The sequence below is a fragment of the Candidatus Dadabacteria bacterium genome, from assembly GCA_026705445.1.
In the GTDB taxonomy this organism is placed as follows: Bacteria; Desulfobacterota_D; UBA1144; order Nemesobacterales; family Nemesobacteraceae; genus Nemesobacter.
In genome coordinates this window covers 110,726-134,046 of the sequence record JAPPAR010000013.1, presented here as the reverse complement: position 1 = coordinate 134,046, position 23,321 = coordinate 110,726, and the positions used below count along the sequence as shown (strand labels likewise).

General features: G+C 50.2%; 24 protein-coding genes and 1 tRNA gene. 12 read left to right on the top strand and 13 right to left on the bottom strand.

Annotation, left to right across the window (positions count from 1 at the left end; genetic code table 11):
- The first annotated feature begins 2 nt into the window (after positions 1-2).
- Positions 3-833 (top strand): undecaprenyl-diphosphate phosphatase, encoded by an 831-nt coding sequence (locus tag OXG75_03375; protein ID MCY3625027.1) that lies wholly within the window; start codon positions 3-5, stop codon positions 831-833.
- A gap of 14 nt (positions 834-847) precedes the next feature.
- On the opposite strand, the gene OXG75_03370 is transcribed toward OXG75_03375, so the two are convergent.
- From OXG75_03370 to OXG75_03360, 3 genes are read right to left on the bottom strand one after another with little or no spacing between them, the layout of a single operon-like run.
- Positions 848-1,861 (bottom strand): 3'(2'),5'-bisphosphate nucleotidase, encoded by a 1,014-nt coding sequence (locus tag OXG75_03370; GenBank protein MCY3625026.1) that lies wholly within the window; start codon positions 1,859-1,861, stop codon positions 848-850.
- A gap of 43 nt (positions 1,862-1,904) precedes the next feature.
- The gene (locus OXG75_03365) at positions 1,905-4,298 is read right to left on the bottom strand and encodes a glycoside hydrolase family 65 protein (protein MCY3625025.1); all 2,394 of its coding nucleotides are present in this window, start codon (positions 4,296-4,298) and stop codon (positions 1,905-1,907) included.
- An 18-nt stretch (positions 4,299-4,316) separates the two neighbouring features.
- A complete protein-coding gene (locus OXG75_03360) occupies positions 4,317-5,102 on the bottom strand; it encodes an HAD-IA family hydrolase (GenBank protein ID MCY3625024.1) in 786 nt (261 codons plus the stop codon).
- 163 nt (positions 5,103-5,265) lie between these two features.
- Between OXG75_03360 and OXG75_03355 the strand changes: the two genes are divergently transcribed.
- Together OXG75_03355 and OXG75_03350 are read left to right on the top strand one after the other, a co-directional pair.
- Positions 5,266-5,341 (top strand) — tRNA-Glu (locus OXG75_03355).
- 161 nt (positions 5,342-5,502) lie between these two features.
- A complete protein-coding gene (locus OXG75_03350; protein MCY3625023.1) occupies positions 5,503-6,273 on the top strand; it encodes an SDR family NAD(P)-dependent oxidoreductase in 771 nt (256 codons plus the stop codon).
- 25 nt (positions 6,274-6,298) lie between these two features.
- On the opposite strand, the gene OXG75_03345 is transcribed toward OXG75_03350, so the two are convergent.
- The 3 genes from OXG75_03345 to ispH form a co-directional block, all read right to left on the bottom strand.
- Positions 6,299-6,595, bottom strand: a complete 297-nt coding sequence (locus OXG75_03345) for a hypothetical protein (protein ID MCY3625022.1) — start codon at positions 6,593-6,595, stop codon at positions 6,299-6,301.
- A 37-nt stretch (positions 6,596-6,632) separates the two neighbouring features.
- Positions 6,633-7,814: a Fic family protein gene (locus OXG75_03340; protein MCY3625021.1), complete on the bottom strand. Its 1,182-nt coding sequence runs from the start codon at positions 7,812-7,814 to the stop codon at positions 6,633-6,635.
- Positions 7,815-8,154: 340 nt separating this feature from the next.
- The gene (gene ispH / locus OXG75_03335; GenBank protein ID MCY3625020.1) at positions 8,155-9,138 is read right to left on the bottom strand and encodes a 4-hydroxy-3-methylbut-2-enyl diphosphate reductase; all 984 of its coding nucleotides are present in this window, start codon (positions 9,136-9,138) and stop codon (positions 8,155-8,157) included.
- Between the two features lie 139 nt (positions 9,139-9,277).
- On the opposite strand from ispH, the gene pyrF reads away from it, so the two are divergent.
- On the top strand, positions 9,278-10,021 hold the full coding sequence (pyrF, locus tag OXG75_03330; GenBank protein MCY3625019.1) for an orotidine-5'-phosphate decarboxylase: 744 nt from the start codon (positions 9,278-9,280) through the stop codon (positions 10,019-10,021).
- A 17-nt stretch (positions 10,022-10,038) separates the two neighbouring features.
- On the opposite strand, the gene OXG75_03325 is transcribed toward pyrF, so the two are convergent.
- Positions 10,039-10,797, bottom strand: a complete 759-nt coding sequence (locus OXG75_03325) for a ribonuclease Z (GenBank protein ID MCY3625018.1) — start codon at positions 10,795-10,797, stop codon at positions 10,039-10,041.
- 55 nt (positions 10,798-10,852) lie between these two features.
- On the opposite strand from OXG75_03325, the gene OXG75_03320 reads away from it, so the two are divergent.
- From OXG75_03320 to pgeF, 3 genes are read left to right on the top strand one after another with little or no spacing between them, the layout of a single operon-like run.
- Positions 10,853-11,635, top strand: coding sequence for an SAM-dependent chlorinase/fluorinase (locus OXG75_03320; protein ID MCY3625017.1), 783 nt, complete (start codon positions 10,853-10,855; stop codon positions 11,633-11,635).
- Between the two features lie 9 nt (positions 11,636-11,644).
- The gene (locus tag OXG75_03315) at positions 11,645-12,601 is read left to right on the top strand and encodes an RluA family pseudouridine synthase (protein ID MCY3625016.1); all 957 of its coding nucleotides are present in this window, start codon (positions 11,645-11,647) and stop codon (positions 12,599-12,601) included.
- Complete coding sequence (gene pgeF / locus OXG75_03310) at positions 12,598-13,275, top strand: peptidoglycan editing factor PgeF (protein ID MCY3625015.1); 678 nt, start codon at positions 12,598-12,600, stop codon at positions 13,273-13,275. The genes OXG75_03315 and pgeF overlap by 4 nt, the downstream gene beginning before the upstream one ends.
- Before the next feature lie 73 nt (positions 13,276-13,348).
- Here pgeF and OXG75_03305 read toward each other — a convergent pair whose 3' ends face one another.
- The 5 genes from OXG75_03305 to OXG75_03285 form a co-directional block, all read right to left on the bottom strand.
- Entirely contained in the window at positions 13,349-13,810 is a 462-nt protein-coding gene (locus OXG75_03305) for an SRPBCC domain-containing protein (GenBank protein MCY3625014.1), read from the bottom strand.
- Positions 13,797-14,723, bottom strand: coding sequence for an SDR family NAD(P)-dependent oxidoreductase (locus OXG75_03300; GenBank protein MCY3625013.1), 927 nt, complete (start codon positions 14,721-14,723; stop codon positions 13,797-13,799). Before OXG75_03300 ends, OXG75_03305 begins: the two co-directional genes overlap by 14 nt.
- A 184-nt stretch (positions 14,724-14,907) precedes the next feature.
- On the bottom strand, positions 14,908-15,909 hold the full coding sequence (locus OXG75_03295; protein ID MCY3625012.1) for an SDR family NAD(P)-dependent oxidoreductase: 1,002 nt from the start codon (positions 15,907-15,909) through the stop codon (positions 14,908-14,910).
- 56 nt (positions 15,910-15,965) lie between these two features.
- On the bottom strand, positions 15,966-17,222 hold the full coding sequence (locus OXG75_03290; protein ID MCY3625011.1) for a sulfotransferase: 1,257 nt from the start codon (positions 17,220-17,222) through the stop codon (positions 15,966-15,968).
- A 10-nt stretch (positions 17,223-17,232) separates the two neighbouring features.
- Entirely contained in the window at positions 17,233-18,396 is a 1,164-nt protein-coding gene (locus OXG75_03285) for a DUF1214 domain-containing protein (protein ID MCY3625010.1), read from the bottom strand.
- 352 nt (positions 18,397-18,748) lie between these two features.
- Here OXG75_03285 and OXG75_03280 point away from each other — a divergent pair, with 352 nt between their 5' ends.
- Genes OXG75_03280 through OXG75_03260 form a run of 5 tightly spaced genes read left to right on the top strand, consistent with a single transcriptional unit; the run spans position 18,749 to position 22,317 of the window.
- Complete coding sequence (locus OXG75_03280; protein MCY3625009.1) at positions 18,749-19,177, top strand: hypothetical protein; 429 nt, start codon at positions 18,749-18,751, stop codon at positions 19,175-19,177.
- Between the two features lie 42 nt (positions 19,178-19,219).
- Positions 19,220-20,422 carry an argininosuccinate synthase gene (locus OXG75_03275; protein ID MCY3625008.1) on the top strand — a complete coding sequence of 401 codons (1,203 nt, stop codon included), beginning with the start codon at positions 19,220-19,222 and terminating at the stop codon, positions 20,420-20,422.
- Positions 20,423-20,433: 11 nt separating this feature from the next.
- Positions 20,434-21,444 carry a tRNA preQ1(34) S-adenosylmethionine ribosyltransferase-isomerase QueA gene (queA, locus tag OXG75_03270; protein MCY3625007.1) on the top strand — a complete coding sequence of 337 codons (1,011 nt, stop codon included), beginning with the start codon at positions 20,434-20,436 and terminating at the stop codon, positions 21,442-21,444.
- A 34-nt stretch (positions 21,445-21,478) separates the two neighbouring features.
- Positions 21,479-21,679 (top strand): DNA methyltransferase, encoded by a 201-nt coding sequence (locus tag OXG75_03265; protein ID MCY3625006.1) that lies wholly within the window; start codon positions 21,479-21,481, stop codon positions 21,677-21,679.
- The gene (locus OXG75_03260) at positions 21,676-22,317 is read left to right on the top strand and encodes an Eco47II family restriction endonuclease (GenBank protein MCY3625005.1); all 642 of its coding nucleotides are present in this window, start codon (positions 21,676-21,678) and stop codon (positions 22,315-22,317) included. The genes OXG75_03265 and OXG75_03260 overlap by 4 nt, the downstream gene beginning before the upstream one ends.
- On the opposite strand, the gene OXG75_03255 is transcribed toward OXG75_03260, so the two are convergent.
- Positions 22,295-23,062: a site-specific DNA-methyltransferase gene (locus tag OXG75_03255; GenBank protein MCY3625004.1), complete on the bottom strand. Its 768-nt coding sequence runs from the start codon at positions 23,060-23,062 to the stop codon at positions 22,295-22,297. The two genes, OXG75_03260 and OXG75_03255, sit on opposite strands and share 23 nt — an antisense overlap.
- Positions 23,063-23,321: the final 259 nt, after the last annotated feature.

The following is a 23,321-nucleotide window of genomic DNA, read 5'->3' as shown; positions in this document are numbered from 1 at the left end:
AATTGGAGATAGCGCAGTCGATAATACTCGGACTCATACAGGGAATAACCGAATTCTTCCCCGTAAGTAGCACAGCCCACTTGTTTCTGGTTCCGTGGCTTTTTTCCTGGCAGGACCAAGGCCTTCCTTTCACGGTGGCGCTTCACGTAGGGAGCCTCTTTGCGATCCTTTGCTGCTTCAGGGGAGAGCTTGCGCTTATCATACGGGATTTTTTCTACGGCTTGAGATCTTTTTCCTTTGAAGGTCGCCAAGATGGAAAAATCGGAGTTTACCTCGTGATCGCTACCCTGCCCGCTGTTGTGGTAGGGTTTTTGTTCGAGGACTACGCCTCAGGGATGCTTCGCGACCCTGTTCTTATAGCCGCATTTCTTCTGGGTTTCGGGATACTTCTCTACATCTCCGACAGGAAAACGACCGCAACCAAGACTCTTCGGGACATGAACCTCGCGGACGCGCTTTTTTTCGGCGTGGCGCAGGCATTTGCGATTCTGCCAGGAGCTTCAAGAGCGGGCGTTACGATTACCGGAGGGCTTTTCAGAAACTACAAAAGAGAAGAAGCTGCGCGTTTCTCATTTCTCCTTGCCATACCTGTAATAGTTGCGGCGGGGGTTTTCGAGATAAGGCATATCGGATACACGGAGATGTTCAGATGGTCTTTCGTTCTCGGTGTAGCGACCTCTTTTCTGTCGGCTCTTCTTGCCATCCGATTTCTGCTGGGTTACGTGAGGACGAGATCATTCACTCTTTTTGTAGTCTACAGGGTGATTCTTTCCATCGTTATAATTACGGTGTATTTGTGGGCAGCGATAATTTTTTTAAACAACCCCGATTAAAGCAACTCGGGGTTTTATTCGCGAGAAACTTGGTCTATTAGCTTATTCCTTTTGGAAACGGTTTTTTTTACCGCCTGCAGGACCGCTTCGTGGATGGCGCCGTTCGTTGCTAAGACTCCTTTGTTTTCGAGAAGTTTTTTGCCGACGGAGAAATCCAGCGGTTTACCTGAGGAGTCGGTGACTGTTCCTCCAGCTTCCTTGACGATTATGTATCCCGCAGCGTGGTCCCATATATTTTCCTTGTAATCTTTTCGCGGCGGCGGGCGAAGATAGATGGAAGTATCTCCTCTGGCTAAGATCGCATATTTACACTGGCTGTCCATTCTTACAGGTCCTGCGCTTATATCGAGAAAGCGGGAGATTTTCCCCGAGAATTCATAGGATGAATCCGGAGCTTCGACCGATTCGCACATGACGGCCTCCGAGGTTCTTGCGATTCCCGATACCGAAATACTCGTCTGTAAACCGTTCGAAAGTGCCGCCTGATAGGAACCCTGCCCCTTCTCGGCGAAAAACACAAATCCCTTCTCCCGACCTGTACCGTTTCTTGCATCCGGTCCCAATTCCGGACACCCTAGGATTCCAAGAACTACCTCTCCGGCCTCAATAAGCGCGAGCGCGATTGCGTACTGGCGTTTCGCGAGAAACCCTCTTGTTCCGTCAATCGGATCAAGCGTCCAAAACCTGCCGTGGTTTCCGCCCCCATAGTTTCCCCTGTTGATCGCACGGAATATTTCGTCCGGACTTTTTCCGGGCAGAAGTTTCTCAAGATTTTTTCTGAGTTTTTCTCCGCAACTGCCCTCGAGACAAAACGAGGTTTCCTCGGCGACTATGGGAGTTTCAGGAAAAGCGGCTGTGAGTTTTTCGTTTATTAACGCCTGCACAAAAAAATCCGCAAGAGTTACTGGGGAACCATCCGTTTTGTAAAGCGCTTCGCGGAACTCAGGTTTCCCGCTCATTCTTACGCAGACCTTCGCCGCTTTTGTTACTGCTTCCAGCCCTACCTTTTTCTCAAATTCAAAGCCCATTTGTATCGGATTCCGCGTTTTGGGACGGAAACGCGGCGGTTTTTCAGATATCTGCTACGAATGTTGGGCTCTCCGGTGAAATTTCAAAATCGGCTCCCGCATGGGAAAGAGCTATTCCGTTTCCATTTTTAAGCGTGTATCTGGTTTCCGAGTGGTTTATGTCCACCTCTATCAGATTGCCCAAGATTGAGACGGAAAAGCTGAGCCTAAGCATTTCCTGGGGAAGATTGGGGATGAATTCGGGTTTTTGCCCGCTGTTGGCGAGCCCGGCGAATCCGAACACAAACATCATCCACGTTCCTCCCATGGAGGCTATGTGACAGCCGTCAACGGTGTTTCGTCCCATGTCTCCCAGATCCATGAAAACTGCGTTTTCCGCGTATTCCATCGCCTTGTCCATATGTCCGACCTTGGCGGCAACTATTCCCTGTATGCAGGCCGAAAGTGAAGAGTCCCCGGTTGTAAGAGGGTCGTAGTAATCAAAGTTCCGTCTTTTTTCTTCCTGCGAGAACTCCTTTTCAAGAAGAAACATCGCAAGCACAAGATCCGACTGCTTGACTACCTTGTGGCGGTAAATGACCAATGGATGGTAGTGGAGCAGTATGGGATACTTGTCTTCCGGGACGTTTTCAAAATCCCATTTTTCCTTCTCAAGAAAATAGTTGTCCTGAGGGTGTATTCCGAGTTTTTCGTCATACGGTATGTACATATGCTCGGCGGCATTTTTCCAGTCCTCTATTTCCGAGATTTGGAGATTGGTTTTGTGGGCGAGGCTTTTAAAAAGTTCGGGTTCGGTTTCCTCGAGTTTTTCAACCGTGGCTGCGGCGAGTCTTAGGTTCTCGCGGGCCATGAGATTAGTGTAGGTGTTATTGTTTACCACGGTGTTGTACTCGTCCGGGCCGGTAACGCCGTGTATTTCGAATTTTTTTTCTCCCGAGTTCGAGTAGAATCCAATATCGCTCCAGAGCCTCGCCGTTTCAATCAGGATCTCCGCCCCGTACTTGGGGACAAAATCATGATTTCCCGTGACGTTAACGTATTTTTTGAGCGCGTAGATTATGTCGGCGTTTATATGGTATTGCGCGGTTCCCGCAGCGTAGTAAGCTGAAGCCTCCTCCCCGTTTATGGTTCTCCAAGGAAACATCGCTCCTCTCTGGTTAAGCCTTCTTGCGTATTCCCTAGACTTGTCAAGCATGCTGTAGCGAAACTTGAGAAGGTTCTCGGCGATAGTGGGCGAAGTATAGATAAGAAAAGGCATTAAGTATATTTCCATGTCCCAGAAGTAATGGCCGTCGTAGCCCGCTCCGGTAAGACCCTTGGACGGCACGCCGGCTCCTTCAACCCTTGCCGACGACTGGTACATCTGGAAAAGGCTGAATCTTACCGCCTGCTGGAAGGACACAGTCATCTCATCGTTGTCCATCTCCACGCATACGTCGCTTCTTTCCCAGAATTTGTCAAGATAATTGCGCTGTCCCTCAAGCAGATTCGAAAACCCGAACTTCTTGGCTCTTTTAAGGCTCCGTCTGGCTCTTTCTCGAAGTTCCTCGTTTGTGTGCGGCGCGGTTCTAGTGGTGTGATAGGTCATGTACTTTGTAAGACTTATCGGTTCTCCCTTTCGGGCGTCAACCATGAAAACCACTTTTCCGCGGTCGCCTGCCGCTTTGCTCGTATGGGAGTAATCGCAGTTTGTCTCGAGCGTGTGTTCAATTCCCGATGTTATCGTCATCTTGCTGTTTCGGGTCGAGTGGCAGAGAATCACGCTCGTGTCCCGCACATCGTTCAGGCGGGGTTCGAGGACTCGATGTTCAAGTCTGCTGGCCCTTCGCGGGTCTCCTCCATTGCCGCGGTCCGGCTGTTCCTCATTCCCTTCAGCGTAGTTTTCGTGATCAATTATTTCCGAAGATATGATTACGGGAGCCTTGTCATTGAGAACCGTTACTTCGTAAGATATGGCGGCCAGGTGGCGATGTTCCATGGAGACCAGCCTTTTCGACCTTATAGATATCTGTTTTCCCGAGAACATTTCCCATATAAGATTTCTCTCTACCACGCCGTTTCTCATGTCGAGGAATCGCTCGAAATGGAGGAGGGTTGCGGTTGGCAGGTAAAAGGGTTCATCGTCTACATAGAGCTTGATTATCTTTGAGTCCGGAACGTTCACTATGGTCTGCCCCATTTTGGTGAACCCGAAGGCTTCCTCTCCGTATATGATGGGCCATGTTTCGTGGAAGCCGTTTACTATGGTGAAGTTCTGGTAGCTCGGGTTCCCCTCTTCGAAGGCGCCCCGCATTCCTATGTAGCCGTTTGAGGTGCAGAAGATAGTTTCCCCAAGGCCGATTAGTTCGGGATAAAACTGCTTCTCTGTTATTCTCCACGGATCTGGAGGATATATGTGCTGTGCAGTGTATATGCCCTTTCTCTCTCTTTTTATCATTCCTGTTTTCCTCGCCTGCTACGCGCCAAGCCCGAACTCTCCCAGATCGCTTACGACCATGTCCGCTCCGTTTGAAAAAAGTTCCTCTTCGTTTTGCTTCCTGGCTACTCCAATTACCAGTCCGAAACCCCCACTCGCTCCCGCTGCCACTCCTGCCGCCGCATCCTCGATAACGATACTTCTTGCGGGCTTGGTTCCAAGAGCCAAGGCGGCTTCAATAAACGTATCAGGTTGCGGTTTTCCCCGAAGACCTTTTTCTGTTGCGGTTACCCCGTCCACCGTTACCTCGAAAAGGTTCTCTACTCCGGTGGCCTTCATCACGGCCCGGCAGTTCCTGCTTGAAGATACAACTGCCAAGCGAAACCCGGCTTCCTTAAGATGGCGCGCTAGCGCGACGGATGTCTGGTAGATTCCGGGAGACTCTTTTTCAAGGGTTTCCGTGAACAACCGGTTTTTCCTGTTCCCGAGCCCAAAAACTGATTGCTCGCCTGGCGGAGAACTCCTGTTGCCCTCGGGAAGATCTATTGAGCGCGAGAGCAGAAAGCTGCGTACGCCTTCGTAGCGGGGTTTGCCATCTACATACTCAAGGTAGTCATCTGTTTCACTGAAGGGAATAAAACTGCCCCCGGATTCGTCTGCCCGGCAGCGAAGAAATTCGTCGAATGTTTTTTTCCAGCAGGCAGAGTGAATTTTTTCGGTTGTGGTAATCACTCCGTCGAGATCAAAGAGAACCGCATCGTAGGTTTTTCTTGAGAAAACGCTTTCTTCGTTTCCAGGTTCTGTCTCAAGAGCGAGAGCTTTCATATCCGTTTCTCCGAAAAGGGGGTTTATCCGATTGCGGGTTAATTATACAGCATATTCCCGGCGAAAAACTACACCAGACCGGGCCGGACTTACCGATCTTTTTTATGCCGCACTTTTTGAAATTGAATTTTTTTATGGTAGCTTGGTATTCTCTCATGAGTATGGCCCCATCGTCTAGGGGTTTAGGACGCAGCCCTCTCAAGGCTGAAACACGGGTTCGAATCCCGTTGGGGCTACCAAATTCCGGTACCTTTCTTCTGACCGGGTCTTCCGTGTTCTGTATCAGGCGTGGTAAAAAAACCGGATGGGAATTGACGCAACTGCCCCTGATGTTTTAAACTAGCTTTGAGGTTGCGGGTGCTTTCTGCCTGCATGAATAAACATATCAAGGAGGAGTAAAATGAAACTTGAGGGTAAATCTGCGATAATCACGGGCGGCAGTCTGGGAATAGGGCAGGTCACGGCGCTTCTTTTCGCAAACGAGGGCGCGGATGTTCTTATAACCGGCAGAACCGAAAGCACTCTTATTGAAGCTGCGGAGCTGGCGAAGGACTCTCCCGGCAAGATAGAATATCTCGTAAGCGACGTGTCAAAGGAAGAGGACTGCAAGGAGGCCGTGGAGCACGCAATAAAGCTTTTCGGCAAAATCGACATACTGTTTAATAACGCAGGGGTGCTTCCTCTGGCGGTTACTCACGAGACGTCTATTGAGGACTGGGACCGGGTGTTTGACATTAACGTAAAGGGCACCTTCATGATGTCCAAGTTCTCGATTCCTCACATGATCGAGCAGGGTGGAGGCACGATAATCAACAATTCCTCCATACTGGGAATCAAGGCCATACCGGGTACCGCCGCGTATAATTCCACCAAAGGAGCGGTGTCGCAGCTCACAAGAAGCATGGCCCTTGAGTACGGGGCAAACGGCATAAGGGTAAACGCCATAAATCCCGGCACTACCCTGACTCCCATGGTGCAGGCTTTTCTTGACGATTCGCCTCCGGAGCTCGATGCGTATCTGAAGGGGCTTCAGCCCATAACCGGTCACTTGGGCCGTTTTGCGACTCCCGAGGAAATGGCGCACGCGGTGCTTTTCCTCTGCGACAGCGAAAACGTGGCGTATATGACGGGAGCGGAGCTTTCCGTTGACGGTGGCTGGATAGCGAACTAAGAAACCGTTTTCGTTTCTGAAGCTATCAGTCGGTATCTGTATCCGTAAGTGTGATATCCGCGAGGGGTCCGTACGCGGCGGAGAGGGTTTTTCTTATAAAGGCTTCGGGATCGTCCGTTTCGGCTTCAACAAGGATTTCTCCGCGGCTCTCAAGAGAGCCACGAAAATCCCCGGCGGGCGGGGTTTCGGTTCCCTCGCATGTAGAGCTGTTGAGAATAAAGAGGATCTCCGTTTTATTCCCGCTTCTCACCTCGCAGTCTATTGAAACTATTCCCTCCGGGATTTCTATGTCGGCTACGTATCTTGAGATCTGTTCCCGCATTTTCTCGGAAATTGCCCTGACTTGAGTTCAGGGAGAGCTACGCATGGTTTTTTGGCTCATCACCGCGAAAAAGGCTGATATAGTCCCGGTAGATGAATCTGCGGTTGCGCGCACGGCCAGTGAATTCGTGTAAAATGCCGTTTCTTGCCATCTGCGCGACCAGATTGTTGGCTGCCGCGTATGTAGTTCCGATCAGTTCCTGCACTTGCTTTACCGAAACTATAGGTTTCTGGTAAAGGTACTCCAGTACCAGATGGCCGTTTCCGGCGGCGTGTCCCAGATTTTCAGCAATCGTTGCCCGATGTTCTTCTCTCAGCAGGAGAACTTTACTGGCAGTTTCACTGGCTTCACTGCTTACTTCTTTTATACCCCGCAGAAAAAATCCCAGCCAGCTCTCCCATTCGCCCCGGTCGCGTACATTCTGCAGATGCTTGTAGTAGTTCTCCCTGTGGTTTTTTAAATAGTGCGACAGGTACAGTACAGGCTTCTGAAGAATCCTGCGTTCCGCAAGCAGCAAGGAGATAAGCAACCGACCGACGCGTCCGTTTCCATCGAGAAAAGGATGTATTGTCTCGAAATGGGAATGGATTATCCCGATCGTTATCAAGGTCGGTAATTGCGTATTGTGGAAAAATTGCTCCAGTTCCACCAGTTTTTTTGGAACCTCATGGTGTGGTGGAGGAACGAATATTGCTTCGTGCAAGTTGCACCCCGGATTTCCAATCCAGTTTTGCGTGTTTCGCAATTGTCCGGGGGAAAGCCTTGAGCCGCGAACTCCCTGGAGAAGTCTTTCATGAATTTTGCGGATTACATGAATTGAAACGGGGACGGAGGATCTGTCAAGAAGTTCAAGCCCGAGATTCATGGCACTGACATAGTTAATCACCTCGTCAACGTCTTTGGGCTGGCTCGGTGAGAATATTTTTGCTTCGGCCTCAAGCAAATCCTGCAAAGAACTCTGGGTACCTTCGATCTGGCTTGAGAGTACCGCCTCCTTGCGGACATACATAAAGACGAACAGGTCGGGGTTTGGCAGTGTGTGAATAGACCCATCAAGATATCCCAACGCCCGGTCAGCCTCGGAAAGTAATACTTGTAATTCTCCGGCAATCTCGACCGGCGGATCGGGAGGCAGCGGAGCCGGGATGAATGCCCTGTAACCCTCAGGCTGGTAGATGTATTGACCGGCTCTTGTTAACAGGTTTCTGGAGATAGGCATGTGACTTATACGTCTATATTAAAGGCTGTGTTTAATATAACTGACTTATACGTCTATATTAAAGGCTGTGTTTAATATAACTGACTTATACGTCTATATTAAAGGCTGTGTTTAATATAACTGACTTATACGTCTATATTAAAGGCTGTGTTTAATATAACTGACTTATACGTCTATATTAAAGGCTGTGTTTAATATAACTGACTTATACGTCTATATTAAAGGCTGTGTTTAATATAAATCGTTGCCAAGCAGGGAAAAATGAAGTTTTCAGCAACTGAGAGCCAGCGGGCGACGACTTCCTCGGTTTATCCAGCGAGTGTTTTTCCTTAACAACGGTTCACCCCGTTGAGAATTCGAGCGAGTGGGGAAAGGGAAACTTTGTTGACTCCTCCTTCAGGCTGAACTCTTCGAAAGTGGCGGCTCCCATGTCTCTGAGCTTTGCCAGCAGCTCTTCAATTATCACTTCCGGGGTTGAAGCTCCTGAGCTTATGCCTACGGTAATGTCCTTGTTCAGGTCTCCCACGCCGCCGAGTCCTTTTGTGTCCTCAATCAGGTAGGCTTCCCGCACCCCACAGGACTTGGCCACTTCGACCAGCCTGTTTGAGTTTGAACTCTCCGGCGATCCCACTATGAAGATAACGTCTGAGATTTCGGCAAGTTTCTTCACGGCGTCCTGGCGGTTCTGCGTCGCGTAGCAGATATCGAGCTTGGATGGCTTTACGATTTTCGGAAAGCGCCTTTCAAGCGCCGCGACTATTTCCCTGGTGTCATCAACACTGAGTGTGGTCTGCGTCACGTAAGCTGTTTTTTCCGGGTCCGGGACGTTAACCGAGAGAGCTTCTTCCACGGATTCCACTACCACCACGCTGTCAGGGGCCTCGCCCTTGGTGCCTATGACTTCAACGTGGTTTCTGTGTCCCACGAGTATTATCGTGTATCCCGCCTCGGAGTAGTGCCTCACCTCATTGTGCACCTTGGTAACGAGCGGACAGACGGCGTCCACTATCTGGAAACCTCTCTGCCGGGCTTGCTCGATTACCGCCGGACTTACGCCGTGGGCGCTGAAAATAACCCGTGCCGCGGGGTTTTTGATTTCATCAAGCTCCTCCACGAATACGGCGCCTTTTTCTCTCAGTGAATCGACTACCCTTGTGTTGTGCACTATGGCGTGGCGCACATATATAGGGGGCCCGTACATCTCAAGGGCTCTTTCAACTATTTCGATAGCCCTTTCGACTCCCGCGCAGAATCCTCTGGGTTTAGCAACTACGACTCGCATGTCACCGTAGATGATAACGCCGTGACAACGCAGGTCAAGCAAAGCAGTTTTGCGGCTGGAACGAAGGAGATCGGGTTGTAACCGCAAGCACGCCGCGCGTTTGCCGGGTATGCTTTACCTTGTTTGCTCTCGCCAGAGCGATGTAGCGGCGTGGCATACAAAACAAGGGAATTTTCAAGCCATGGAACCGGAAAACAATAAAAAAAACGCCCCGCAGAGTTGCGAGAGATTGATAATAGCGCTTGACTTTGACTCAAGGGAGAAAGCTCTTGCCCTTGTGGAACTTCTTGGCGAAAGGATCGGCATCTACAAGGTCGGCTACCAGCTTTTTATGCGAGAGGGGATGAGTTTCGTAAATGAGCTTATAGGACTTGGGAAAAAGGTCTTTCTTGATCTTAAGATGGGAGACATAGACCGTACGATCACGGCTGCTCTTCGGGCGGTGCCCGAGGGAGTGGAGTTCGTTACCATAAATGGCGGCAAGGCTACTGTGGCTGCCGCGAAAGAAGGCCGCGGCGAAAGGGACCGGCCCCTTATTCTTTCCCTCACTTTTCTCTCAAGTCTCAACCAAGATGATCTGAGAGCGCTTATGATGAACGAGAATATCGAACTCGATGAATACATCAGGGTTTTCACGCGAAGGTCAGTTGAAGCCGGCTGCGACGGGGTTGTGGCTTCGGGAGAGTCGATACGGGAAATCAGACAGCAATTCGGGAACCGTCTTGTAATAGTAGCTCCCGGAATACGTCCCGAGGGAAAAAACAGAAATGATCACAAAAGGGCGCTTACGCCAGCCGTGGCAATTCAGTACGGAGCCGATTATCTGGTTATGGGGCGCCCGGTTACCGAGGCGGAAAACAGCCTTGAGATTGCGGAGAATCTTATAGAGGAAGTAAACTGCGCGGTTGCCGGAAAGAGGGATTAGACAAAATATTGATCTTCTTATGCGACGATTTCCATAAGATCTTCGGCGACTATTATCTCCGTTTCTCTGTTTCCCGAAAGCGCTTTTATTTCTTCCCGAAGATTTCTATCGTCCATTGAAGGGTAAAGGTGCGAGAGCACAATTTTCTTGGGACTGCTTTCCCGAAGAATCTCCGCTATGTCTGAAGGGGTCATGTGAACGGCCATTTTCTCTGAGTCCGGAAGCGCGCATTCCGTAATGAATATGTCCGCATCCGATGCCACCTTGCGAAGTCCGGGGAAATAACCTGTGTCTCCAGTGTAGATGATTTTCTTTCCCAGGGCTCGTATCACGTATCCGATGCTGTTTTCAGTATGAACGGTTTTGAATGTCTTTATTTCAAGGTCGCCAATTTTCTGTTTCTTTCTTCCGATCTCATGGATTTCCACGAGATCGGGTCTTACCCAATCCCTGTAAGGAGCCCGCAGCTTTTCGAGGAATCCCAAGAACCCGTCCGGCCCCCATATCCGAAGCGTCTTTTCTCTTTTTTTCCCGTAAGGATGCCTCGTGGCGAAAAGAAGAGGAATCAGGTCGGAGGTGTGGTCGGGGTGAAAATGCGTTATGAAAACATTGTCAATCCCAAGATAATCGACCCCTGTTTTCTCGAGTTTCCATACCACGCCGTTTCCGCAGTCAAAGAGGGAAGAGCCGGCATCGGTGCTCAGGAGATATCCTGAGGAACCTCTTTTCTCATTAGGCACGCAGGTGCCCGAACCCAAAACGGTAAGTTCCACCATGTGACTTGATATAATCCCGTCTCCGTTCCATAATCTTACTCGCGGAGCAGTCTGGATGAGAAGCATTATAACACTGACAACGGATTTCGGGTCAAGCGATCATTACGTGGGGGCGATGAAAGGGGTTATGCTCTCCATAAACGAAAATGTCTACCCGGTCGACATAACCCACTGCATTGAGTCTCATAACATCCGCGCCGCGTCTTTTGTCATAGGAAATTCATACCGCTACTTTCCGAAAAACACCGTGCATCTGGTCGTGGTAGATCCGGGAGTCGGAAGCAGACGAAGACCTGTGGCGCTTTTCGCTGACGGTCATTTTTTCGTGGGGCCTGATAACGGCGTTTTCAGTTCGGTCATTCGTTGCTGCGGGGATTTCAGTGCCCGCGAAATAAAAAACCGGGACTATTTTCTAAAAGAGACAAGCTCTACTTTTCACGGAAGGGATATATTTTCCCCTGTCGCTGCGCATCTTTCACTTGGAGTTTCGTTCTCGGAGATCGGGCCGCAAATCCATGATCCCGAAATTCTTCCCAGCGACGGGTACTCGGTAAACGGGACCGAGATCCGCGGAACCGTTGTTTACACTGACAAGTTCGGAAATCTTGTAACCAGCATACCGACGGAGGCTGTCAGTGACGGGGCCCGGGCCGCGGTAACAGTTGGAAAGAAGCAGGTTACGGGAATCTCGCAATCGTATTCTTCTGTGGAACCCGGTGAAATCGTTGTTGTCGGGGGAAGCGGGGGGTATATAGAAATATCGGTTAACCAGGGGCGGGCGAGCGATGTTTTCGGCGAAGTTCCGCCGGAAGTCATCATCGTTGAGGAGAGCAGCTGAGAGAAGTTCATGGAACCTGCGGAAGAAAAAACCGTAACAGAAATCCCTCGGGAATTTGCCGGGCAAAGGGCCGACGTGTTTCTCTCTGGCTTTCTTGGGGAGCTTAGCCGCTCGAGCATAAAAAAGCACATAGAGCTCGGAAACATACTTATTGACCGCAAAACGTTTAAGCCTTCTCGGATAATAAACGGCGGGGAGAGCCTGAGCGTTAACATTCCGCCTCCTGAGCCCTGCGGCATCAAGGGAGAGGAGATCGATGTCGAGATTGTTTACGAGGACCGTGACGTAATCGTCGTTAACAAACCCGCCGGTATGGTGGTTCACCCGGGGGCGGGAGTGACGAGCGGCACGCTTGTGAACGCTCTTGTTTATATGTGCGAGGACCTTTTGGGAATAGGAGGCGAGATGCGCCCGGGGATAGTGCATCGCCTCGACAAGGAAACCTCCGGGGTCATGGTTGTTGCTAAAAACGATCGGGCGCACAAAAGTCTTTCCGAGCAGTTCAAAGCCAGAGAGACGGAAAAGGAATACGTGGCTGTTGTTTCCGGGGAAATGAAAAAAGGTTCGGGGGTTTTCAGCTCCCCAATAGGAAGGAGTCCCTCGAACAGGATAAAAATGACCTCTTTTTCCAGAGTTGGGAGAGATGCCGAGACCCGCTGGGAGGTAATCGAAAGGCTGCACGGGGCGACTCTTGTGAGCATCTGGCCGAAGACCGGGAGAACTCACCAGATAAGGGTTCATTTTTCTGAAAACGGGTTTCCGGTGTTTGCCGATAAAATTTACGGAGGCAAAAAAAGCCGCCCGCAAAATTCAAGGGTCTTGGGAGCGTTAATAAAAAGGCACGCTCTTCACGCGAGAAGTCTCGGCTTTACCCATCCGGCGACCGGAAAGTGGATTAAACTTTCGGCGAAAATCCCCGAGGATATGGTTTCAGTGATCGATTTTCTAAGGAGGCGGAGCGGATGAAGGTTTTTCGTTCGGCCCTGCTTGAGAAGTGCAACGGCGTTATCCACGGTTTCGTTCATGATCCCGGAGGGCTGGATATTCTCAGAATCGCCTCCGCTTACGGGCTTGAGGATATCATTACCGTGAACCAGGTTCATGGCAGCACCGTCTTTTTCGCCGACAATGCCGCGGAAAAAAAATCTGCCGAAGCCGATTCGATTGTTACGCGGCAAAAAGGTACAGGCATCGGGGTCATCACGGCCGACTGCGTTCCTGTTCTTGTTTGCTTTCCCGATTCCGGTTGCGTTTTCGCCGTCCACGCGGGATGGCGCGGAACCTCTCTGCGGGTTGTCAGGGAATCTATTGGGGCCGTTTGCGAAGAATACTCCTTGAAACCGCGGGACGCCGTGGCCGCAATAGGTCCGGCCATACGAAGATGCTGCTACGAAGTTCGAGACGATGTGGCGTCACGGTTCGTAGGAAGGTTCAGCGGCGAAACGAACTGGCTTCTTGAAAAAGGTGACGGGAAATTCCTTCTTGATCTTGTGGAGATTAACAGAATCGAACTTTTCGATGCGGGGGTTCAGCAAGTCGAGGTAATGGATTTATGCACTTACTGTCAGGGCCTTCCTTCATACAGAAGAGACGGCTCTGGTACGGAAAAGATGATTAGTTTTGTCGGAATATCTTCTTAGAGTGGTTTTTCTCTTTCTTCCAGAACAGTGGCGCTGCTTAGCACCAGGACGGAAACGGCACTTCTGCGGATATTCAGTTTTTCGTCTCCCTATACAGAGTTTCTGCGCGGAGTTTTAATCCCGTTCCTACATCGCCAAACCCGCGACGCATGTAACCGCCGAAGAACAGCGTGACGAATGGTGAAAGTAGGCCGCTTAACAGGTCGACATTATGGTAGCTGCAGCTTGTGTCGCTTACAGGTTCCAGATGCTGTTCTCGCACCACAAACAAGAGCCAGGAAGTTCCGAAATTCCTGCTCCAGGAAAGAAGACGTGGTTTTTCAAATGCGCATAAAGTTTCAGTTATTCTGAATTTTGAGGGCCACATTCTTACCAGTAAATGAACGGGCGCCCCGATTTTAAAATCGGTTCTGGCTCGAGGTGTGAACGGATTCCACTCGCCGTAATTCTCGACGTCAGTCAGGACATCCCAAACAAAGTCAATGGGTGCGTCGATCTGAATACGGTCGGTACGTACTTCCCTATTGATGCCCATCTTCACTGCTCCCGCCTAAAGTTCCAACCCATGCATCTGAGTTGTCCCACAGAAGTTTCGACACATCCCGGTCTTTCGTATCGCCGGATGATTCCGCTCCCTCGCAGCGCACATAATATTTTCCACCTTGAAACGGGTACTTGCTGGCGCACATAACAGAAGTCTGCGCGCCGAATACCGGGCGCAGCAGGACAACAGACGCGAGCGCGCAACTGATTCTGTTTAGAATATACCCGACCTTTCCTTCGTATTCCTGGGTCTGCATAAGATTAGTCATAACAGAGCCGGGGTGCACTGCTGCCGACTGGAGGTTGTACTTTTCGGCAAACCGCCTCTGGATCTCGAAAGTAAAGTGGATTAACGCCAGTTTTGACAGCCCGTAAGCGTCCCAGGAGTGATAGTCCCCGTCATCGTCAAACATGCTCTTGTTTTTCACTCTGTCGTGCAGGTGGGAAGTCACGTTCACAATCCGCGCGTCTCCGCTTTCAAGACCGCTCTGCTTGAGAACCGGAAGCAGCAGGCTCGTCAGGTGAAAAGTTCCGAGGAAGTTTGTCCGCCAGTGAATTTCGAAACCGTCTTTCGTCATGGGCGGCTTTTTTCTCGGATTAAGGATATTCTTGTGAATCCCCGCGTTATTGACAAGTACGTGCAGCCGGTCGTTGTAATTTTTCCGGTACCACGTCGTGAAATCATTGACGCTGTCGACATCGCAGAGGTCTAACCTGCGGGCTTTAATCTTTTTCTCGTCGGCGCCGATGGTTCTCAAGTCTTCCCTCAAGGAGTTTTCCATCAGTTCAATATCGTCAGTACTGGTGACAACTACTGCAGCTCCCCAGCTTGCGAGGATCCTGGCCGTTTCATAACCGATTGAATTGGGAGCGGCGCCTGTCACAATAACGTTCCGACCCGACATATCAGCTTCTTCCGCCATCGGCTTGCTCATAAACAGCCGCAGGATATGAGTTACGGATTTTGAGAACGTCTTAGGCATGTGGGAACAATATTATGTATAAAGCGTGGTCTCGCGTACAGCTTTTTATATAACACAAATGCGCGTCCGGCGCCTGAGCGGCCGGCCGCCACGTCGACCGCAGGGTTCACTCTCGGGAATCAGCGACCAGGGGTTCGCTTGCTTCCCACAGCCTGGTTCCGTTTTCTTCGTTAGCCGCCGCGGGAGACACGGACTTTCGCTGCATTAAATGCAGGTAGATGCCTGTGTCGGTACCAGCCTCCCCCGCGCAGCACAGGTAGATTACCGGCCCGATAGCTTCTTTGGGGGACTGAAAAAAATATCTCAGCAGCGGGTTGACTATGGGTTTCAGAATGAGCGGCGTTTCCCGCGAAATGTTCGTGGCGACACCCCCAGGACACATTGAGTGAACCGCGACTTCAGTTCTGCCGCCCGTGTTCAGACGGCGCGAGAGTTCAGTCGCAAACGTACACATAACAAGCTTACTGATACCGTAGTACTTAAAGCCTTCTCCGGGCTTATAGTCGGTAAATTCCCCGAGGCGGTCAAAATCGATGGTATGAGAGGACCGATGAGCTTCGGATGAGACAAAGATAATTCGCGGGGTCTCTCCGGCCTGGCCGGACGGACGGATCACGCCGTCTTTTAACCACCGGTCAATCATGACGCGATTCGCGAGGAAATGAACCGTGAACATTGTCTCGTATCCCTGCGGCGTTCTGGTTGCCTTCTGGAGCGCCAGGCCTGCGTTTAGAACCGCGATATCAATTTTCATGTTGCGGTCGCTCAGCTGATCGCAGAGACGGTGTACAGACCGAAGATCCGAGAGATCCACTTCCATCATTTCCACGTTCTCGGAACCGGACAGTTTCTTTATTTCGTCACATGTTTTCGTATGACCGGGTCGACAGGCCAGAATCATGTTTGCTCCCCGCCTCGCGAGCTCGGCGGCAGCGGCCCTGCCAAGCCCGCTGTTCGCTCCGGTTATCAGGCAGGTTTTGCCGTCGATACGCACGTGCTTCGGAACTGGGTTCACTTCCGATACCTTGGGTTGCGCCAGATCTCGAATTGCGATGACTATGGCGTCTATAAAGGAACCGTCGCCCATCTGTTTTGTTTTTCGTCCCATGGCGGGTTTCTCCGTACTGTTTTTCGGTTTTTTAAGGTTGCCTGAATTCGCAGAGACTACTCAAAAGGAATTTTATGCTTTTCGCGATAAAAAGAGAAATGATCTTCAATAATTTCCTCGCTCAACCCGAAATCACTTAAACGGTAGACGTGCCTGCCGAAGCGGTTTTGCGGATTTCTCTTCATGAAAATCTCGGCTTGCCGCGTCGCCTCGGCGTCAAAATTCACCCCGGCCCTCAGGTAAATCCGGTGAAGCTCGGCAACCGGATCCTTCATCAGGTCGTAGTACGAAACGTCAACGAATCGATCAGCATCCGCTTTGTCCCGGAACCGGATGGTTGACTCGACCATCCGGCGGGCCTTTCTTGACCAGTGTCTCGCGATTTCCCCCGGGTCCACGTGGTCGCTGAATATCCCGCGGTTGTGAGCAACCATGCTGCAGAAAGAGGGCATGGTTTTTCGGGGATCGCGGTGGGTCTGCACGACTGTCGCCGCGGGGAAAACCTTGAGAAACACATCCAGATATTCCATGTGGTGCGGAGTTTTCAGCACCCAGGTGCTGGCGGGGCGCTGCCAGCACAGGATCTTCAGCACCTTGCGGAAATACTCATAGGTCCGTGTATGGTCCTGTTCCTCAAGCCATCGGGAGTAGCCCGGCACGCGCATTGTGGCTTCCGGCGCCTGACTCATAAAGTTAAGATCAAGGAGCATTACGTCTTCTTCCGGCTCCTTGTGGTCAATGGGGTGAACCGCCATGAATTGCGGGGACAGATACGAAATCAGCTGCTGCGCGATGACCGCCTGCGCGTTTCGGGCGATCGCTCCTCCGGCCCTGTTTTTTGCCGGCAGCGGGTTGAGCGCTTCTGTGCCCGACACGCCTCGGATATCCGGATGGGAATTCAGCAGCCTGTGCAGTATTGTCGTTCCGCTGCGCTGCAGTCCCGTGATCAGGATAATCTTCCCCAGATCGATCTCGTGTATTTCGGGGTGTTGTTTCAGCAGTTCCTCAATCCGGAGGCGGTGAACCAGCGCGCCTGTGAGTCGGATTTTCTGTATCAGCCTGCCGGTCGGAGTAAGCTCGGCCTCTTGATTAATCGAATTTACTAAAACTTCAAGCGCCTCGGAGTGCCCGTCGTCGCCAAAATCCCGAAGCCCCGCTTTCCGGATCGCGGCTGAGGTGAACTTTTCAATATTCAAAGAACTCGACAATCCGAGCTTTTCACTTAGCTTCCCGACGGAATTGAAAATCCTGACGGGAAGGGGACGGTAGGGATTCTCATAGTCTGTAGAAGTCTCCAGGTTCTTTCTGGCCATGGCGATTCGTTCAGCTAAGCAGCTGCTTAAGGTCAGTTAACTTGACCAGTCTGGTCCGTGGTTGAGGATGTTCACTGGCGCGCACCCACCTGAAGCACATCGTGCCGGAAGAATGTCCGGCTGTCTGGAGCCAGTTGGGATGGCCGGGATTCTCGTGAGCTACCACTAGGCGCACGGAACCGTCATCTTCGCAGCGGGCAAGGTGCTTGTTAGTGTGTATCGTGTGATAGCGGTAGTCGAGCGATTCCATCCAGTAGTTGTTTAACTGGAAGTTCCAGTGTTCGCACTCAGGCGGCGTTACTTCTATCAGCAGCGCTTCGTCCTCCGCCACTTTCCAGTGACTGTGGTAGTAAACGATATTGGGATCACCCCCGGCGGCCAGCGATACTTCCGGATCAAACATCGGCAGTTCGTTGGTGTGCTTTTGGAAATCACGAGCCCACTTGGCAAACAGCAGCGGCGCGCCTGCCACGAGCGTCCCCGTGGTTTTCAGTCCTTCGTCGAGCTGTTTTGGCGTCAATGAAGAAGGGCGACGTTCATCTTCAGAACAGTTGATCCGTTCTATTCTCAAGTCCGCCGGAGTTTCTGTTTCGCGATCAAGAAAAGTCTGGCGCACCAGCAATGTGCCGGTTTCCGGTGTCATGGGTAGCCAGTTCTTGCTTTGAGGTTCACAGCTGAGTATCAGTTCAAAGTACCCGTCTTCATCGGTTTCTATCTGGTCAGACTCTATATGCCCTGTTGGAGGCAGCCCTCGTCCCTGCCCGTAGTTGCCGGACTGGGTGCCGAAGCTCAGGTAAGCAATATTATTGCGCCGCCCCGTGATTTTGTACTCATACTCGCCGCTGAGCGCCGCTGTCTGGTAGAAGTTATCGGGATTGTCCGCACCCAGCTTGGTTGTTTCGTTGACTACGCGATGAAGCACGGGCGCTTTCGGGTCGGCATGCTCGATAAATGCCATCAGTCCGGCCCGGGCGATGCGGCTTAAGTACCGATACCCTTCCGCCTGGCTGAATGCGTCTCTGGGCGCTTTCGGAAAATTCAAGGCAGCTCCCGCGGCCTTTAAGGTATCGCAGAACTCATCCCAGGACTTTCCGCTGACTACCCGCTGGGCGGCCAGGTCGGCTTCTGTTTTGCCGCGCAGCTTCCAGATGAAAAGAGATATCCGTCGAAACATGCCGAGAAGACGGATTGCGAATTTTTGCATGGCGTACCTACAGGCAGAACTGATCTCATTGCTTGCAGATGTGTTTTCCCGCACAGGTTCTGTCCGAGAACAACAGCTCGTTCTATCCTGTAAGCAAATGTATAAGACGTACGAAAAATGGCAATTGTTTTGTCATAAAGACTACGGAATAAAAGATCCTCGGGCCGATGAATATATACGGAATTGAAAGAAGGATTTTTCGAAATTCTAAAGAAGATGGCGGAAAAGACAGTTCAGAATTTATCCCTGACTTTTGCCCAACGACGGGATAATAGTATATAATCTCCTAGAATATCCATGTGAATCCTCGGAGGAAAGAAAAATGAAAATAATGTCCTGGCTCGATTCGGAAGATTACTGGTACATGAATTCGCTGAGCGAGCAGAACAAGGAAATAAACTACTACGGCTACGTGATGGAGGTCGGAGACGAGGAAGATTCGAGCAAGGCAAAAATCATGGTGGTCGAACTGCATAGCGCAAAGCTTACGGTGGGATTCATTGTTCCTCTGAGTATGGATTTGAGCGGGCAGATAGACATAGGTTTTATCTGCCAGGAAAGGCCGGAGAAGGACATACCGTTTTCGTGCAAACTCTCCGGGGAAGTTAAAAACCTTTCCTACACTGGAGATGATCTCCAGAAAATAGAATACGCGGGGCTCGCGCTTGAAAAATTCTACCAGAACAATGGAATAAAGTTTTCCCTTCTGGATCTTCGCTCCATCTCTGAGCAGAATCAGGACAGGCCTTGATCAAGTCTTCCATTCGCTAAGAAATACCGGAGCACCAGTAATATGTCTGAGAAAAACAAGATAGTTCTTGCCTATTCCGGGGGACTTGACACCTCGGTAATCCTGAAATGGCTCGTAAACGAGTACGACTCCGATGTTATAGCCTACGTGGCTGACATAGGACAGAAAGAAGATCTGCAGGAAGCGGAACGGAAAGCCTGGGATACCGGCGCGTGCGCGGTATTCATTGAAGACTTAAGAGACGAGTTCGTAAGGGACTACGTTTTCCCCGCGATAAGCGCAAACGCCGTGTATGAGGGCAGCTACCTTCTTGGCACTTCCATAGCCCGTCCCCTTATAGCGAAAAGGCAGATCGAGATAGCAAAGCGCGAGGGGGCCTTCGCGGTTTCCCACGGAGCGACGGGCAAGGGAAACGACCAGGTCCGCTTCGAACTTACCTTCTACGCTCTGCACCCCGACATAAAGATCATAGCCCCGTGGCGCGAGTGGGATTTCAAATCAAGAACCGACCTTGTGAATTACGCAAGGGAAAACGGAATAGACGTCACGGTGACCGAGAAAAAACCCTACAGCTGCGACCGCAACCTCCTTCATACAAGTTATGAGGGAGGAGTTCTGGAAGACCCGTGGGCCGAGGCGCCCGAGGATATGTTCGAGATGACGGTTTCTCCAGAGGCTGCTCCCGACCGACCGGTCTACGTGGAAATCGGGTTTGAAAGCGGTATTCCTGTTTCAGTTGACGGGGAGAAGCTTTCTCCCTCGGCGCTTCTTTCCTGCCTGAACGATGTCGCCGGAGCAAACGGCGTCGGGAGGGTAGACATTGTTGAAAACAGGTTCGTCGGCATGAAGTCAAGGGGAGTGTACGAGACCCCGGGCGGCACGATTCTTCACGCGGCGCACAGGGCTCTTGAGTCGATCACCATGGACAGGGAAGTGATGCGTCTTCGGGATTCCCTGATTCCGAAGATATCGGAAATTATCTACTACGGTTTCTGGTTTTCTCCAGAGATGGAAATGCTGAGCGCCGCCATCCGGGAGAGCCAGAAGGACGTAAGCGGCACGGTAAGGCTCAAGCTTTACAAGGGGAACGTCACAGTATGCGGGAGAAAATCTCCGAATTCGCTTTACAGCGAGAACCTGGCGACCTTCGAGGAGGATTCGATTTACGACCAGTCAGACGCTACCGGGTTCATAAGGCTGAACTCCCTCCGCCTTTCCGTGAAAAAACTTCTTGAGGGTAAATAGCCCTTTTGCGGATGAGAACGGATCAATTCGACTACGATCTTCCCAGCCGGCTGATCGCCCAGTATCCGCTTTCCGAGCGCACCTCCTCAAGGCTCCTTGTGGTTGACAGGAAAACCCGGGGTTTCTCCCACGCCAGGTTCTCTGATCTTAGGGGTTTGCTTCGCCCGGGCGACCTAATGGTTCTTAACAACACCCGTGTTATTCCCGCGAGGCTTTCGGGACATGTGGAACGAAGGGGAGTCGTCGAGTTTCTTCTTACGGAGAAAAAGGATGAGACCCGGTGGGGCGTGCTTTTCAGGAATCCGGCCGAGGGTCTCAGGGTTTTCCTTGACGGAGGGGTGTCGGGTGTCCTTGAGAAGGAACCCGACAAAAGCTGGGCGATAAGATTCAGCGAACCCGTCGAGCGGGTAATCAGCAGCGCGGGACGAATGCCGCTTCCGCCCTACATATCGAGAGAACCCGAACCGTCTGATAAAAAGACCTATCAGACCGTTTACGCAACCGAGGAAGGAGCGGTCGCCGCTCCGACGGCCGGGCTTCATTTCGACCCTGAACTTATCTCGGACCTTCGCGAAAAGGGCGTTACGATGAAATATGTCACTCTGCATGTGGGAGAGGGAACTTTCAGGCCTGTAAAGGATGAGCTTATCGATAACCACGCAATGCATTCAGAGCGCGTCTCTGTTCCACTGGAGACTGCGGAGGCGGTAAACAAAGCCAGGGCGCAGGGAAGAAGGATTATTTCCGTCGGGACCACGGTTACAAGAGCCCTTGAGTCGGCAGAGGGGACCACAGGGGAGATGCGGCCTTTTTCCGGAAGGACAGATCTTTTTATAAGACCTCCTTACGAATTCAGGTTTGTAGATGTTCTTATAACCAATTTCCATATGCCCCGCTCAACCCTTCTTATGCTTGTCTCCGCGTTCTGCGGCACAAGGGAACTTGCCCTTGCCGCTTATGAGGAGGCGAAATCGCACGGTTACAGATTCCTGAGTTACGGCGACTCGATGATGATAGTGTGAGGGTGCCGGAAATTTCCGTGTTGGATTCTCCTGTATAGTTCTGACCTGTAATCATCTATATACATACCACCCTCCCGCTATAAGTATTCCATGGATAGTAAAGTTGTTTACTGATGAGAAGGATATTGTTCTTGATCCATTTATAGGTTCAGGAACAACATTTCGTGTGGCAAAACAACTTAATCGGCTTCCTATTGGGATTGAAATTAACCCTAAAACAAAGGTTTTATTATGATTGACTGGATTGCTGAAGAAGATTTTAATAAGGCAGTAAATCAATTAACTTCAGAAGCATTGAAGACATCAACAGAAGCAGAAAAAAGACATATAAAGAATGTTGTTGACCCTTTCTCAGCTATTCTTATAGCAGCTACATTCAGGATTCAGCAGTCAGATGAACTTAAGAGTGTCCAACAAGCTGAATCCAGTGTTCGAGGAATGAGTAATGCATTAGGAAAATTTCATCAAACTGTTTTAGGTTCAGTGGAAGGTTGGGATAATCATGATTCGGGATATGACTTAGAATGTGAATCTCAGAGTGTTATAGCGGAAGTCAAAAATAAGTGGAATACAATGAATGCAGGTAATCGGGAAAAAGTTGAGGATGATCTCAAAACCGCAATCCGACAAAAGAAAGGAGAATGGAATGCGTATCTTGTTCAGATTATCCCTAAACGTCCTTTACGATTTAAAAAACAACTAGGCAAAAATTTTTACGAAACTGACGGAGCTTCGTTTTACCATATAGTTACGGGGGAACCTAATGCTCTCCATGATCTATTTGATTGTTTGTGTGAAAGAGTAGCCCCTTCGGGCGATGTCGTTGCGTATTGTAAAAGAATTATGTCTTCTAGTATTCCACCGAGACTGTGAGTTGAGGAACTAAATGGCAGTTAGAACTGCTCTTGGTAAACAACTTTATAAAGAACTCCGGTAACCATTCCGGGAAAGCAGCACTATGTCCAGTATTGTGACAAATAGGAGCACGATAGAGAACATTTGAAGGGTACACTAAAGATTTCCCATCCCACGCTTCTATTTTTCGTCCGATACCAGAATCAGTGGCAGACTCCATCCTTTGTTTATCATTATCACTCATGTTTTTTAGTCGAGATTCCGTCCAGTCTCCTATGGGAACTTTTACTTCATCCTGATTCATTTTTATATCTTTAGTCTTGGAGAAATGAATCAAACGTTCCCAAGAATCCCTAAATCTATATTTCCATTTACCCGGTGCTGATGTTGTTTTATGCCATATATATTCTTCAACCCATCTAAATCCCACTTCCCGTTTCATGGCTAGCATAAGATCAAGAACGTATGTATGTCTTTCGCCATCTACACATTTTTCCTTGATATTGAGAACAAATGATCCAGTAGGCTTCAGAATACGGAACATTTCATTAGCACGGGTACAAAACCATTTTACATATTCGTCGGGTTTTATTCCCCCGTAAGTTCGTTTCCGAGCGTCAGCATACGGAGGGGAAGTAACTATTAAGTCCACACTGTCGGATGGCATGTCCCGCATGATATTTAAGCAATCTCCATAATGTATTTGATTTAACCATTCATCTATTAGCCCCGAATAATTTTTCATTTTTCCTGCTTCAATCATTTGTCAGTCCTTTATATGAAGCTTTTTATTCATCATCCCTATCACTACTTCCTTTATTTGTTCAATCGTATCTTTTTCCCGAATATCATACCTTCTAGGACTACTGGCCCCAAAGTTTTGCTTCAAGCGGCGCGCAACTAACTGGTTACACACCGAAAATCAGCAACAACAGGGTGTCACAGACTTGAACTCAAAAAACTGATATTAAATGATATTTGTATCTATCAAAACAGAAGGAGACAAATATCATGCATACAGC

Coding starts and splice junctions, on each gene's coding strand:
- OXG75_03370 (MCY3625026.1), bottom strand. CDS start 1,861: ATGGGCTTTGAATTTGAGAAAAAGGTAGGGCTGGAAGCAGTAACAAAA.
- OXG75_03340 (MCY3625021.1), bottom strand. CDS start 7,814: ATGCCTATCTCCAGAAACCTGTTAACAAGAGCCGGTCAATACATCTAC.
- OXG75_03305 (MCY3625014.1), bottom strand. CDS start 13,810: ATGGGCATCAATAGGGAAGTACGTACCGACCGTATTCAGATCGACGCA.
- pgeF (MCY3625015.1), top strand. CDS start 12,598: ATGAAGGTTTTTCGTTCGGCCCTGCTTGAGAAGTGCAACGGCGTTATC.
- OXG75_03285 (MCY3625010.1), bottom strand. CDS start 18,396: ATGTTTCGACGGATATCTCTTTTCATCTGGAAGCTGCGCGGCAAAACA.
- OXG75_03320 (MCY3625017.1), top strand. CDS start 10,853: ATGAGAAGCATTATAACACTGACAACGGATTTCGGGTCAAGCGATCAT.
- OXG75_03280 (MCY3625009.1), top strand. CDS start 18,749: ATGAAAATAATGTCCTGGCTCGATTCGGAAGATTACTGGTACATGAAT.
- queA (MCY3625007.1), top strand. CDS start 20,434: ATGAGAACGGATCAATTCGACTACGATCTTCCCAGCCGGCTGATCGCC.
- OXG75_03290 (MCY3625011.1), bottom strand. CDS start 17,222: ATGGCCAGAAAGAACCTGGAGACTTCTACAGACTATGAGAATCCCTAC.
- pyrF (MCY3625019.1), top strand. CDS start 9,278: ATGGAACCGGAAAACAATAAAAAAAACGCCCCGCAGAGTTGCGAGAGA.
- OXG75_03300 (MCY3625013.1), bottom strand. CDS start 14,723: ATGTCGGGTCGGAACGTTATTGTGACAGGCGCCGCTCCCAATTCAATC.
- OXG75_03350 (MCY3625023.1), top strand. CDS start 5,503: ATGAAACTTGAGGGTAAATCTGCGATAATCACGGGCGGCAGTCTGGGA.
- OXG75_03260 (MCY3625005.1), top strand. CDS start 21,676: ATGATTGACTGGATTGCTGAAGAAGATTTTAATAAGGCAGTAAATCAA.
- OXG75_03325 (MCY3625018.1), bottom strand. CDS start 10,797: ATGGTGGAACTTACCGTTTTGGGTTCGGGCACCTGCGTGCCTAATGAG.
- OXG75_03365 (MCY3625025.1), bottom strand. CDS start 4,298: ATGATAAAAAGAGAGAGAAAGGGCATATACACTGCACAGCACATATAT.
- OXG75_03360 (MCY3625024.1), bottom strand. CDS start 5,102: ATGAAAGCTCTCGCTCTTGAGACAGAACCTGGAAACGAAGAAAGCGTT.
- OXG75_03275 (MCY3625008.1), top strand. CDS start 19,220: ATGTCTGAGAAAAACAAGATAGTTCTTGCCTATTCCGGGGGACTTGAC.
- OXG75_03255 (MCY3625004.1), bottom strand. CDS start 23,062: ATGATTGAAGCAGGAAAAATGAAAAATTATTCGGGGCTAATAGATGAA.
- OXG75_03315 (MCY3625016.1), top strand. CDS start 11,645: ATGGAACCTGCGGAAGAAAAAACCGTAACAGAAATCCCTCGGGAATTT.
- OXG75_03345 (MCY3625022.1), bottom strand. CDS start 6,595: ATGCGGGAACAGATCTCAAGATACGTAGCCGACATAGAAATCCCGGAG.
- OXG75_03295 (MCY3625012.1), bottom strand. CDS start 15,909: ATGGGACGAAAAACAAAACAGATGGGCGACGGTTCCTTTATAGACGCC.